The 12372-nt window shown below is 41.7% G+C and carries 13 protein-coding genes and 1 riboswitch; of the genes, 11 read left to right on the forward strand and 2 right to left on the reverse strand.

The features are described from left to right. Nucleotides 1–123 precede the first annotated feature (123 nt). The 5 genes from ABN702_RS06795 to ABN702_RS06815 all read left to right on the forward strand — a co-directional run bounded on the left by ABN702_RS06795 (nt 124) and on the right by ABN702_RS06815 (nt 4378). A complete protein-coding gene (locus ABN702_RS06795; RefSeq protein ID WP_417899970.1) occupies nt 124–540 on the forward strand; it encodes a DUF4430 domain-containing protein in 417 nt (138 codons plus the stop codon). A gap of 4 nt (nt 541–544) precedes the next feature. After that, nucleotides 545–1045 carry an ECF transporter S component gene (locus ABN702_RS06800; RefSeq protein WP_417899971.1) on the forward strand — a complete coding sequence of 167 codons (501 nt, stop codon included), beginning with the start codon at nt 545–547 and terminating at the stop codon, nt 1043–1045. Between the two features lie 349 nt (nt 1046–1394). After that, a complete protein-coding gene (gene sigX / locus ABN702_RS06805; protein WP_417899972.1) occupies nt 1395–1931 on the forward strand; it encodes an RNA polymerase sigma factor SigX in 537 nt (178 codons plus the stop codon). Further along, nucleotides 1921–3216, forward strand: a complete 1296-nt coding sequence (locus ABN702_RS06810; RefSeq protein ID WP_417899973.1) for a GerMN domain-containing protein — start codon at nt 1921–1923, stop codon at nt 3214–3216. Before sigX ends, ABN702_RS06810 begins: the two co-directional genes overlap by 11 nt. Before the next feature lie 349 nt (nt 3217–3565). Continuing rightward, entirely contained in the window at nt 3566–4378 is an 813-nt protein-coding gene (locus ABN702_RS06815; RefSeq protein WP_417899974.1) for a histidinol-phosphatase, read from the forward strand. A gap of 1 nt (nt 4379) precedes the next feature. On the opposite strand, the gene serA is transcribed toward ABN702_RS06815, so the two are convergent. Then, on the reverse strand, nt 4380–5954 hold the full coding sequence (gene serA, locus ABN702_RS06820; protein ID WP_417899975.1) for a phosphoglycerate dehydrogenase: 1575 nt from the start codon (nt 5952–5954) through the stop codon (nt 4380–4382). Nucleotides 5955–6147: 193 nt separating this feature from the next. Beyond that, nucleotides 6148–6328: riboswitch (FMN riboswitch) on the forward strand. Nucleotides 6329–6506: 178 nt separating this feature from the next. Between serA and ABN702_RS06825 the strand changes: the two genes are divergently transcribed. Then, nucleotides 6507–7091 (forward strand): ECF transporter S component, encoded by a 585-nt coding sequence (locus ABN702_RS06825; protein WP_417899976.1) that lies wholly within the window; start codon nt 6507–6509, stop codon nt 7089–7091. A gap of 49 nt (nt 7092–7140) precedes the next feature. On the opposite strand, the gene ABN702_RS06830 is transcribed toward ABN702_RS06825, so the two are convergent. Then, nucleotides 7141–7389: a ferredoxin gene (locus ABN702_RS06830; protein ID WP_204418088.1), complete on the reverse strand. Its 249-nt coding sequence runs from the start codon at nt 7387–7389 to the stop codon at nt 7141–7143. A 255-nt stretch (nt 7390–7644) separates the two neighbouring features. On the opposite strand from ABN702_RS06830, the gene ABN702_RS06835 reads away from it, so the two are divergent. From ABN702_RS06835 to ABN702_RS06855, 5 genes are all read left to right on the forward strand, one after another. Then, on the forward strand, nt 7645–8703 hold the full coding sequence (locus tag ABN702_RS06835; protein WP_417899977.1) for a helix-turn-helix domain-containing protein: 1059 nt from the start codon (nt 7645–7647) through the stop codon (nt 8701–8703). Beyond that, nucleotides 8696–10219, forward strand: coding sequence for a RecQ family ATP-dependent DNA helicase (locus ABN702_RS06840; RefSeq protein ID WP_417899978.1), 1524 nt, complete (start codon nt 8696–8698; stop codon nt 10217–10219). Before ABN702_RS06835 ends, ABN702_RS06840 begins: the two co-directional genes overlap by 8 nt. Nucleotides 10220–10221: 2 nt before the next feature. Next, nucleotides 10222–10848 carry a CPBP family intramembrane glutamic endopeptidase gene (locus tag ABN702_RS06845; RefSeq protein WP_417899979.1) on the forward strand — a complete coding sequence of 209 codons (627 nt, stop codon included), beginning with the start codon at nt 10222–10224 and terminating at the stop codon, nt 10846–10848. Continuing rightward, nucleotides 10829–11521 (forward strand): LysM peptidoglycan-binding domain-containing protein, encoded by a 693-nt coding sequence (locus tag ABN702_RS06850; RefSeq protein ID WP_417899980.1) that lies wholly within the window; start codon nt 10829–10831, stop codon nt 11519–11521. Before ABN702_RS06845 ends, ABN702_RS06850 begins: the two co-directional genes overlap by 20 nt. Before the next feature lie 115 nt (nt 11522–11636). Beyond that, a complete protein-coding gene (locus ABN702_RS06855) occupies nt 11637–12092 on the forward strand; it encodes a DUF2663 family protein (RefSeq protein ID WP_417899981.1) in 456 nt (151 codons plus the stop codon). Nucleotides 12093–12372: the final 280 nt, after the last annotated feature.

Consider the following 12372-nt stretch of genomic DNA (forward strand, 5'->3'; position numbering starts at 1 on the left):
GATGAGGTTTTTTTGTTGCTTCGGAGAAAAGTTAACAACAAGAGGGGACTTATTATTCCAGCTGGAGGGATGAAAAGACCATTTTGCAGTTATACCTACTACATACATAAGGGGAAATGAACCATGAAGAAATTCTTACTGACACTACTAGCAGCATTTACATTGGCATTGACAGGATGTGCATCAGGGGAAAATAATACGAACTCCAACTCCTCAACAGAAGCGCCGATAGAGGAGAAGCAGCAGGAACAGCTCGAAACGACCATCAAGCTGACAAAGGATGGAGAAGAAGTAATCAACGAAAAAACTCTGGAATTTGAAGAAGGCGAATCATTGATGGAAGTGATGGAACGTAACTTCGAATTGACCCTGGACGATACCAAGGAATTTATAGTTGGTATTGATGGGGTAGAGTCGGATACAGCTAACTCCTATTTCTGGACATATAAGGTGAATGAGGAAGAAATCATGGTTGGTGCAAAAGAATACGTGCTCAAGGCAGATGATGTTGTACACTTCGACTATGCAAAGTGGGAATAGTTTTATGCCTACTAAAAAGCTTGCTTTATTAGGGGTGCTCATCGCTTTATGCGTAGTGGGGCGAATTGCATTCGCCTCCATTCCTAATGTTCAGCCTGTAACAGCAATCATCATCATCTGTTCCTTTTGGATGGGGCCGGTGACAGGATTGATTCTCGCTTGCGGCAGTACGATTGCCACCAATATGGTACTCGGAAGCGGCACATGGACGATCACCCAGATCATAGCATGGTCGATTATCGGGTTGATGAGCGGAATGATCGGCAAATGGTTCCATAAGACACCTGTCGTCATTTTGGCGATCTATGCAGGCATGTGCGGACTTTTGTACGGTTTTGTGATGTCACTTGAACGTTTGGTGGTAGGTAAGCTGTTTTGGCCCTACTATTTGGCAGGAATTCCATTCGATGTGAACCATGCGATCGGGAATGTGGTATTTTTTATTGTATTATTCCCTGTATTATCCAGGCTGCTGAAGGAAAGGGCGGCGTATATGCTTCAATGAACAGAAGGGAAGCCTTGAAAAGGGCTTCTCTTTTTTGGATGTAAGGCGAACCATCCTTTTCGAATATTGATAAACTTTAGCCTCTTCTGAATTGCCTGTCCCAGGATTCCACACAACAAAACAAAAAAGGTGCTCAAAGACCCCTACAAAGTTGAATGACCCTCCATTATAATGAAACAATATATACTGATTTTCCTGTTTTATATAAAAAGATTACCTTCAAAAATACCTATGAATATTTTCCTGAAAATTCCTAAAAGAATATAGCCAAACTGTAACTTTTGTCATATATTTGTAATGTAACTTTTTTAATATAGTATACGACTAATCTAATGAACGGAGGGAAAGGATGAATACGGTTTTTCAAGAGCTCTATGAAAAATATCACCATGATGTCTTTCAGTTTTTATTTTATATGGTAAAAAATAAAGAGCAAGCCGAGGACCTCGTTCAAGAAGTTTATATAAAGGTTTTGCGTTCTTACGATCGGTTTGAAGGAAAGAGCAGCGAGAAGACCTGGCTTTTTTCTATCGCCAAACATGTTGCAATAGATTCTTTCCGTAAGCAGAAGGGTTGGAAAAGTAAACTACTTGAAACTTTTGACTGGAGCACACAACAGGTAAAAGATCATGCACCACTGCCTGAAGAGATAGCTTTACAAAATGAACAGGTTCAACAAATGTACCGGTGTCTGGATAAATGTAAGATGGATCACCGTCTTGTCCTCGTCCTGCGGTACATACAAGCCTTATCAATCCAAGAAACTGCCCAAATATTGGGGTGGACGGAAAGTAAGGTGAAAACAACTCAACATAGAGCTTTAAAGGTCCTGAAGGCTCATATGGAGGAACTCCAAGAGAAAGGGGGGAACAGTAATGCGTCATAAACAGCGTATGGAGGAAGAACAACTCGAAAAGCTTTTACGGCAGATGCCTAAAATGAAAGATGACCGTGACCCAAAACAAATATATCGTGAAGTATATGATGGACTCAATAAAAAACCACGCTCCTTCAACGTGATACCTGCGCTTGCCCTAGCCGCTGCAGTATTGATTTTTGCCATTATCTCACCATTATTCCTGCAGAACTTGAGTGGTTCCAATTCTTCCATGGATCAAGCAGCCCGGAATTCAGACGGTGCAGGCATCATGGAAAGCTCCGAACGTGATGATTCCGCAGATTCTGCTAAAGAGGAAAGCGTTGGAATACAAAGCGTAGATGAGGATGCACAGAGATCCTTGGAAGAATCAGAAATTGCCTTGGATGGTGCTAAAGAGTCTGATAATAATGATTTCACTGCACTTTCAGCTGATCAACCGACTTTTGTGGTGACAAATGAGAAAGCTAAAGAGATGATGGTTGTTACAATTGGAGTTACAGCTACCGAACCACAGTCCAATATAGGGCCATTCACATTTCCGGTTTCCGTAGAAGTGCCATTGGCAGAAGGCGGATCATATGAGGAAAACCTGGAAAGTATCAAAAATGAACTGGATTACATTGCAATGGGGGTGGAAGAGCCTCTTCTGAATAGGGGGGCAGTGGTTACAATAGCTCAAGATGGTGATGGCAATGAAATGCCATCTGTAGAAATGAAAAATTTGTATTATGATCTATCATCATCCCAGGATTTTCAGTTTAATAATGAGATTGCTGAGACTTTCAGATATAAGTATTTACAATATCAATTTACAAGAGATGGGAAAAATAAGAACGTAGAATATGGGAACAGTAGTCAAACTGGTCCTGTCGAAACGGTGAAAATGTCCAAAAAGGGCTACCATAAATTTATCAATAGACAGGGAAATGCCTTTCTTGTCCCAACACAAGTAGTTTTCAAGGATATAAACCAGGCACTGGATTCGATGAGAGAGGGTGCGGATATTTTCGAGGAACAAAGCGGTGTCGACCCTTCCATCCCAATGAGTATTACGATTGAAAGTGTTCAGGTAAAAGATGATTCAGCGATAGTTGTCCTATCAGACAAGAGTGTGATGGAAAATACGATAGAGAATATATTTGCTTTGGAATCCATCTTGATGACGGCTAAGGAATTCGGTTTCACTCAGGTTATTTTCAAGACCACTCAAGAAGGTCTGGTAGGGAATGTTCCATTAAATGAACCGGTCAATGTTCCTTATTCCCCAAACCCGATAACAATGCCTCAATAAAGATGAAAAGCGTGCAGACTGCACGCTTTTTTCTATTTTTCAAGCAACATCCTACATATATAAACAGATAAATGTAAAAGGTAGATTATGTATTTCCAATGCAAACTATGTGACCGGGCAGGAGGTCGCAATGGACGGCGGGTATACCGCTCAGTAATTTTAATTATGCTTTTTTGTAGGCAGCCGCAAAATGGGCTGCATCTCTTTTTGTAGAATGGGTGATGCAAGGAGGTACAATTAGACATCACTAGAAGTCCCTCCAGAAGAGCGACAATAATTTTCTGATAAATTTCACCAACCTGTCCCATTTCCATAGTATAATGGTTGAAACTGATTGGAGGGACGACCATTGCTTACCGATTATCACAATCATTTGGAACGAGGAACATTGACACTGGACTACCTGGAGAAATTCATTGAAGTGGCAAAGCTGAATGGAATTGAAGAATTGGGGATTTCTGAGCATGCGTATCATTTTTACCAAACAAAGGATATTCTGAGCAACCCATGGGTGGAAGAGCGTCGTTATTACGATATGGAAGATTATTACGGGTTGTTTAAAGAGGCTTGGAATAAGGATCATCATGTAAAATTCAGTATTGAAATGGATTACACTCCCGGAAAGCATAAGGAGATGAAGAAGTTTATCGAATCTTATCCTTTCGATTATGTGATTGGTTCGATTCATTGGGTGGGGGACTTCGGGATTGATCTGGCAGAGTTCCGAAAAGAATGGGATAGAAGGGATACATATGAGGTGTATGAAAAGTACTTTGACCAAGTTATTACACTTGCCGAGTCGAACCTGTTTGATATCATCGGCCACCTCGATCTTGTGAAAATATTTAAATATGTTCCACAGGATGAAGAATTTCTGCTTGCCCAATATGAAAGAGCAACAAAAGCACTCGCAAATTCGAAGACATGTGTAGAGATCAGTACCGCAGGACTCAGAAAGCCTGTTGGCGAACTGTATCCCGATAAACGATTACTACAGATGTGCCATCAAAAAGGAGTGCCGATTGTGCTCTCATCTGATGCCCATATACCTGAGCATGTAGGGTGTGATTATGACCAGGCGGTAGCCCTTGCCAAAGAGGTAGGCTACCAGACCATCATGATATTTGACAAAGGTGAGCGAAAAGAAGTGAAGCTGGGTTAACTTACGTAAGTTCCAAGGTCAAGGCGGAGGAGATATCCGGTATGAGAAGGATTTCATCCAGCAGATCCTTTTCTAAGGGCTTATCGACTGAAAGCATCATGATCGCTTTTCCGCCTTGTAGCATACGACCTACATGCATCGTTGCAATGTTGGTTTCATGCTTGCCAAAAATATTTCCGAGCTGTCCGATTACACCAGGGCGGTCATGATGCTGCACGTAGAGTAGGTGGCCGCTTGGGGCATAATCGATATCAAATCCGTTCATATGGACAATTCTGGCCCCGTATCCTTCGATGTAAGTGGCGCGGACGGTCAGATCCACCAGATTCCCTTTTGCACGAACTTCCATTAGATTGGAATAACCATCGCTTTCGTTGCGATGATTTTCTCCGTAATTTATTCCGCGGTCCTTCGCAATGGATGCGGCATTTACCTCATTTACAGTTTGATCCACTCTGTTTTGCAGAAAACCGGCAATGACACTTTTCGTGATAATGGAGGTTTCCCATTCGGTGATTTTTCCTGCATAGGTTGCTGTAATTTCCTCAACTGGACTGTTGGATACCTGAGACAGAATGGAGCCGACCTTTTTACCCAACTGGAAAAATGGCCTTATTTTATTCAAGATCTCTTTTGGAATGGTAGGAAGGTTAATGCTTGTTGTTACAGACTGCCCGTTCAAGAAGGCTAGAACATCCTTGGATACCTGAAAGGCGACATTATATTGAGCCTCTTTGGTTGATGCTCCCAAGTGAGGAGTGGCAATGACACTCTGATGCTGAATCAACTCCGATTTGGTTGGCGGCTCGACTTCAAATACGTCTAGGGCAGCGCCGGCTACATGACCTGAATTCAAGTTTTCGAGCAGGGCATCCTCATCAATGATTCCTCCTCTCGCACAGTTGACTAAAAATACCCCTGTTTTGAGGATCGACATATTTCCGGAATTTATGAGGCCCCTGGTTTCCTTGGTAAGCGGAGTATGTACCGTAATGATATCTGCGCATCTCATCACTTCCTCCAGGGAAAGAGAGGCAACATCAAGTTTCTCGGCACGACTTTCCGTCAGGAATGGATCGTAGACTGCCACTTTCATCTGAAATGCCTTGGCGCGCTTTGCAATCTCACTCCCGATTCGCCCAAATCCTACAATCCCGAGCGTTTTTCCGAATAGCTCCGTCCCTACGAACTTTTTACGATCCCAATGGGCATTCTTGACATTCATATTTGCCTGAGGGATATGGCGTACAAGCGAAGAAATCATGGCAAAAGTATGCTCAGCAGTGGAGATGGTGTTTCCATCTGGTGCATTGATCACCACAACTCCCTTTTTAGTCGCTGCTGCCACATCGATATTATCAACTCCGACACCAGCTCGTGCGATGACCTTCAGGTTTGGCAATTGATTTAACAGCTCTTCATCTACCATGGTGGCACTTCGAACGAGTAAGGCATCTATTTTATCATAGGAAAAAGTGGTGTTCTGATCTTTTCTGTACACCCGGACATTTTCAGCCTCCAACAAAGGAGCAAGACCATCAGCGCTAATTGAATCTGCAACATATACATGAAACATGTTATCCCTCCAAAATATTATAAAATTTCTGATAACTTAACATCTTAAAGGAAGGCTGTCAATAACTTTCACACAGGTCGAACCTATGTAAGCGCTACAAGTTTTTTGGAATGCGATCTAAATGAATTTCAATTCAATTTCTTCCCTTTTTACTATTTTGCGAGTATAATAACTTTGTAAATAAAATAACATGATCTATCTTCGGGGCAGGGTGAAATTCCCGATCGGCGGTGATGAGATATTCTTCTCTAAGCCCGCGAGCCGTTTGATATTGGAAAAGTAAAGCAGCAAAAAGCCGCTTCCGCTTTTCTAATAGGCAGGATTTGGTTCAATTCCAAAGCCGACAGTTACAGTCTGGATGGGAGAAGATGGAGGTTCAAAGAACGTTAAAAAACGAGTGTTTTTAACGCTTATTTGTCTATGCCTTCACACACTCCCGTATGCCGCAATGGCAACGGGTTTTTTCGTGTCGTGAATTACAATACACAAATAATTTCTTTTGAATTTCTCTTTTCGTACGAGGTGGATCTCCAACAAAAAGGAGAGAGTCGAATGAATCAAAGAGTAAGTATCAAGAAAATGGTAACAGTGGGGATGTTGAGTGGAATCTCATATCTTTTAATGTGGTTAAGCTTTCCATTGCCTTTATTACCACCATATTTATCCGTAGATTTCAGCGATGTACCTGCACTGCTTGCGGCCATTCTATTTGGACCTGTGGCAGGGATAACGGTGGAAGCAATCAAGAATCTGCTTCACTACATGGTACAAGGAAGTATGACAGGTGTTCCTGTCGGACAGATGGCAAACTTTACAGCTGGGGTATTATTTATCCTTCCGACCTACTTTTTCTTCAAAAAAATCCGTACAACCAAAGGTCTTGGTATAGGGTTAGTGGCTGGTACAGCTTCCATGGCTGTGATGATGAGCGTATTGAACTATTTTGTATTTTTACCGGCATTCACTTATTTTTTGAATGTTCCAATGGGATCTTCGGCTGTCGTCATAAAATCAATCGTATATGGCATCTTGCCGTTTAATATAATCAAGGGACTAATAGTGACATTCCTGTTCCTATTACTTTACAAAAAGCTTTCGTTCTGGCTCGAGCGCCAGTGGTTCACTAAAAACATTTAAAAATAAAAAGAGCCGCACTCCTTAATGGGAATGCGGCTCTTTGTGTGTACTATTCAAATTTTAGAGCGTCTCCATCGAATGGCTCGTCTGCCACTTTGATAGAATCTGTAGGACAGCCTTCGAACGCGTCCATCATATCGTCTTCCAACACATCAGGAATTTCAACGATACCTTGGTTGTCATCAAGTGTAACGAAAGCAATGCCTTCATCGTCGTAATCATAGATGTCAGGTGCTGCTGCGCCACATGCGCCACAAGCGATGCAAGTTTCTTTGTCAACAATCGTATATTTTGCCATAAAATAAACCTCCCAATTTGTAACTATACAATAAGATTAACATTTCCAAAAATTAGATGGAAACGAATTCCTCATACTTTATATTGTAAAACTGTTTTCCTAACTTTTCAATAGAAAAGTCAATGAGAATGCTTATCACATAAGGGTTCTGCCATTCTATTCATCATTTACCCGACCATTTGTCGACATAAACATGCCACAATTCTGCAAAATTTTGATAAAATGGAGATAGATGAAAAAAGGTGTTGAATTTTGTTGAAATCATTCGAATATCTCTGCTTATTTTGTATTCGTGCTTTTCGCGGGGAACGAACTTCCTCTGCCATTTATCATTTGCTAAAAGGGAAGAAGTCATCCCAAACAATTCAGGATGGCAATCTTTATTCTCTCGATTTCCTGTTCGGTCTTTTGCCGGACCTTTCCCGTGCTGAGCTTGATTCGACCATTGCCCGCTTCGAGCAGAAGCAATTAATCTCTTTTCAAGATGACTTTTACTATCTAACGGAAAAAGGAAGCACTGTCCTGGAAAAAGAGGCGGAAAACTTTCCGTTCCCTGATTATCTAAATGGCTGGGAATACAAAGGAAAGGCAGATGTGTTTTGGAAAAGATATAGCTTGCTGATCCAGACATTGTCAAATCTCCAAATGGGCAGAACGGATTTCATTCCGGTTCAATATGAAGAGACAGTTCAACATTTTGTGAAAAAAATCTTATTACAGGATGGGATTGCCAAAAAAGAGTTATGCGAATTAATCTATAAAGAGACTTTTGATATTTTAAAAAGTGTCGCAGACCAGCAAGCATACATACTCGTCTCCAAGCTTTCCGGTCACCTACACAGTGGACTCACCCTCCTTCAGATATCCAAAAAGCTTGGGATTGATGAAAATTGGGTGAGACTGGAGTTTCAGGCTGCACTCCATTATATGCTGCAGAACATAGAAAGGAATGTTGACCATTATCCAGTATTAAGCAAACTATGCTTGGATATGATTCATCGGCCCAATTTGACTGCTACTACACAAAAGACCTTTTATTTATTGGAAAGGGGCTATAAATTGGAAGAAATCGCAGCTGCAAGAAATCTCAAGCAAAGTACAATCGAGGATCACATTGTAGAACTGGCGCTTCATCTTGATTCCTTTTCCATTTCACCATATGTGACAAAAGAAAGGGCACAGATTATCCAACAAGCTGCCTATTCGTTGAAAACCAATCAGATGAAAAGGATAAAGGAGTATCTGGGGTTGGCGGATATCAGCTATTTTCAAATAAGACTAGTCCTGACAAAGATGGGTGATGCGCATGGATAGTATAAGCCATCTACTGAAAAAGCTCGGTTTCACTGATTTTAAACCTGGTCAAAGGGAGATTGTCGAAGATGTCCTTAAGAAAAAGGATGTTGTCGCACTCATGCCTACAGGGGGAGGGAAATCTCTATGCTATCAGCTTTCCGGTTATTTGCTTGAAGGACATGTAGTAATTGTTTCTCCACTTCTTTCCCTAATGGAAGATCAAGTTCAACAGATGAAGTCGAAGGGTGAAAAGAACGTTATCGCCATCAATTCTTTCTTAAGCTTTCATGAAAAAGAAAAGCTATTGCACGCAGATCTCTCTCGGTTTAAATTTATCTTCATTTCACCCGAAATGCTGCAGGTCAGACGCTGGCTAAGAAAGCTTCAGGGGCTAACGGTCGGTCTGTTTGTAGTGGATGAGGCACATTGCGTTTCACAATGGGGACATGATTTCAGGACGGATTATCTGAAGCTTGGTGAGGTGAGGGACAAACTTGGAAAACCTCCATGTCTGGCATTAACGGCTACTGCGACAGATAGTGTGATAAAGGATATAAAGAAGTACCTTCATTTAGAGTCATCAATGGAGCATATCAATTCGATAGATCGGCCGAACATTGCCTATCAAGTGGAGCATTTCCAGAACAACCATGAAAAAAGGGAACGCCTCCTGGAGATCGTCAAGCATTTCCGATCTCCGGGGATTGTATACTTTTCAAGTAGGACAAAAGCGGAACAGATCAGTCATTATTTGGAAGAGCAAGGCGTGGACCGGATTGCTTTCTATCATGCAGGGCTCGCGCAGGAACAGCGGATTCTTATCCAACAGCAGTTTCTCCTTGGACAGCTGGATGTTATATGCTGTACAAGTGCATTCGGAATGGGTATCAACAAAGCTGATGTGCGATTTGTCATTCATTATCATCAGCCGACTCAGCTGGAATCCTATGTCCAGGAAATAGGGAGAGCTGGACGTGATGGTGGAAAAAGTATCGCAGTTCTATTGAAAAGTGCCGAGGATCTTATGCTGCCTCAGCTCTTAATCGAACATGAGCTCCCAGATGATGCCTTTGTGTCAGCTGTTTTGACAGAGCTGGTGAATAAATGGAGGGTCATCGAGTCACTAACGGACGAAATGATGACAGACCTGGAAGTAAGATTCCAAGCTACCGAGACCCATTGGAGGTATTTAACCTACCACCTGACAAGTTTTATCGGGAATAATGGACCTCTCACGGAAATAAATCTGGAATTGTGTGCGGCTTTTTTGCAAAAGCAGATTCAACTCCGGACATCTGCTAAACAGGAAAAGCTTCGTAGCTTTGACAGTTGGACATTTGGATCAGGGTGCAGGAGGCGAGGGATCCTCACCTATTTTGGCGAAGAGGCGGGTCCTCCGATAATAAACTGCTGCGATCATTGCGGACTTGAACTGGAAGATTATTCAATAAGGGAAGAGAAGCGGAAAAGCATAACTGGTGATGCTTCTTCTTGGAAGCAACTATTAGCAAAAATATTAGTACAGGAAGATTGAATATGAAAAATAAACAGGCGGAAATGGTTAAGAGAATGAGTGACAAGGAACTGCTGAATCACTTATACGTATCACAGCTCCTATTTTTCCTCGTTGCAGTTGTCCTTGCTTTTTTTCTCTTTGAAGGATGGAACGAATTTCTGCTCCTATTGGAATGGGATATTCAAGAGATTTTCATCATTGGATCATTTGTGGGGATTGCAGTAGTGTTGATTGATCTTATCTTGATGAAATATGTCCCAAGGCACCTGATGGACGATGGTGGCATCAATGAAAAAATGTTCCAAAAAAGAAGTGTTATACACATAGTAGGTTTGGCTCTTCTTATTTCATCAGTAGAGGAGCTGCTCTTCAGGGGCGTGATTCAGACTCATTTCGGGATCTGGATTGCAAGCATCATATTTGCCATCATGCATATCCGCTATCTTCATAAGTGGTTATTACTGATATCGGTCATCCTATTAAGCTTTCTATTGGGCTATTTGTATGAATGGACTGGAAATCTTCTTGTGACAATTTGGGCTCATTTCATCATAGATGTGCTGCTGGCACTGAAAATAAGAAGCGAGTATATAAAGAAAATCGACAACGGGGAGGTTAGTGAGGAGTATGAAAAACGAGATGAATAGACAAGATCAGGCGGATTCCTTACGAGATGAGGTTGAAAAAGCAGCGGCTGAAAAGCTTCCTTCCAGGAGCGAAATACATGCCGAGAAACGTAATAGAACGAAATGGAAAATTAATTTCCCTATTGTCCGCTTGCTCGGCATCGCTTTTTTATTGATACCAATCACCATTTTGGCTCTTCATTTTAATAATAAAGATGAAAATGTACTCAAATCATTATTTCCTATTAGCGGTAGTGTAGAATCCTATGATCAGATCAACATTCCTTCCAAAACAAATTCGAAAGAAATGATAGAGTTCGACAGGAATGAAGAAGAAGAGAATACGGTAGTGGATGAGGAGGAGACCAAGGAGGAAGCTGCCTCTGTCGAAACCATCAACACGAATGCTCAAACAGGCAGTGGCAAAACCACTCCTGCAGAAACAAAACCGGAACCTCCTCCAGTAGCTGCTGAGCCGGAAGAAACCGAAGAAGTGATAGATGAAGAAAAGATTGAAGAAAATGTGGAATATGTGGAGCATGTGGTCGCTAGCGGGGAAACGTTGTACAGAATCTCCATGAAATACTACAACAGTAGAGCTGGAGAGAAGATTATCAGCGATTATAATAACCTCACTAATCAGCAGGTGAATGCGGGGCAGAAGCTTACCATTCCAATTAAAAAAAACGGATGAAGAAAAGTGCAGGGACTACGCATGAGTCCTTGTGCTTTTTTTGTGGTTTTTGGCATCATACAAGCTCTCTTATATGCATAAGGTTTATTAATAGACCAGGTATGAGGTGGTACGAATGGAGCCTGAAATTCAAAGGTTGGATAAGCATACAGATGAAGCTACAAAGAAAACCCTGCAGCTTCTTGTCTCAAAGAAAAGAAAGTTTGATCAGTTCAAGAAAAGAGAATGGCACTGGAGATTATCCACGTTTCTGACGTTCGGGCTATTCCTTGCGTATATCTACTATTACATTTTTTTGAATGGAACCAGCTATGGGGAAATGTTCGCTTATTTTTTTGACAGAACGGTGCATTTTTATGTGGTGATGTTCATCGGTTGCCAGGTGGGCATGATTAAATATTTGTTATACAAAAAGGATAAAGCAGAAAAAGAATACCATGACCTGCGCAAGGAGATGGTCAAGCGGAGCGATGATTACTGGGCTCAGCCCGAAGAATGGAAGCAACGTCACCAAGTATTCGAAATGATGAAAAAGGAATTCGATATCAACCTATACCATGAAACGAAATAGACCCTTTGGAGGGTCTTATTTTTTGTTACTGGTAAACACCGCTGTTGATTTCCGCAATAGGCTTCGCTTTCCGCGGGGCGTTTGTGGAGCCTCCTCGGCAACGCCTGTGGGGTCTCCACTAAACGCTACCTCCCGCAGGAGTCTTCGCCTATTGCTCCAATCAACAGCTAGCGGCCTTTAAAATCAACCTGATGCTTTAACGCAGTCTTTTTTATAATAATGCTTATTTCGGATGCCCAATGTTACCGGTTTATCTCCGCTCTGGGATGCACTAAAAGTC

This window comes from Bacillus haimaensis, assembly GCF_048270625.1.
GTDB lineage: Bacteria > Bacillota > Bacilli > Bacillales > Bacillaceae_I > Sutcliffiella_A > Sutcliffiella_A haimaensis.

Excerpts from the sequence above, each read along its gene's own strand:
- ABN702_RS06840 (WP_417899978.1), top strand. The coding sequence starts at position 8,696 with ATGGATAGTATAAGCCATCTACTGAAAAAGCTCGGTTTCACTGATTTT.
- ABN702_RS06850 (WP_417899980.1), top strand. The coding sequence starts at position 10,829 with ATGAAAAACGAGATGAATAGACAAGATCAGGCGGATTCCTTACGAGAT.
- serA (WP_417899975.1), bottom strand. The coding sequence starts at position 5,954 with ATGTTTCATGTATATGTTGCAGATTCAATTAGCGCTGATGGTCTTGCT.
- ABN702_RS06795 (WP_417899970.1), top strand. The coding sequence starts at position 124 with ATGAAGAAATTCTTACTGACACTACTAGCAGCATTTACATTGGCATTG.
- sigX (WP_417899972.1), top strand. The coding sequence starts at position 1,395 with ATGAATACGGTTTTTCAAGAGCTCTATGAAAAATATCACCATGATGTC.
- ABN702_RS06855 (WP_417899981.1), top strand. The coding sequence starts at position 11,637 with ATGGAGCCTGAAATTCAAAGGTTGGATAAGCATACAGATGAAGCTACA.
- ABN702_RS06810 (WP_417899973.1), top strand. The coding sequence starts at position 1,921 with ATGCGTCATAAACAGCGTATGGAGGAAGAACAACTCGAAAAGCTTTTA.
- ABN702_RS06800 (WP_417899971.1), top strand. The coding sequence starts at position 545 with ATGCCTACTAAAAAGCTTGCTTTATTAGGGGTGCTCATCGCTTTATGC.
- ABN702_RS06830 (WP_204418088.1), bottom strand. The coding sequence starts at position 7,389 with ATGGCAAAATATACGATTGTTGACAAAGAAACTTGCATCGCTTGTGGC.
- ABN702_RS06845 (WP_417899979.1), top strand. The coding sequence starts at position 10,222 with ATGAAAAATAAACAGGCGGAAATGGTTAAGAGAATGAGTGACAAGGAA.
- ABN702_RS06825 (WP_417899976.1), top strand. The coding sequence starts at position 6,507 with ATGAATCAAAGAGTAAGTATCAAGAAAATGGTAACAGTGGGGATGTTG.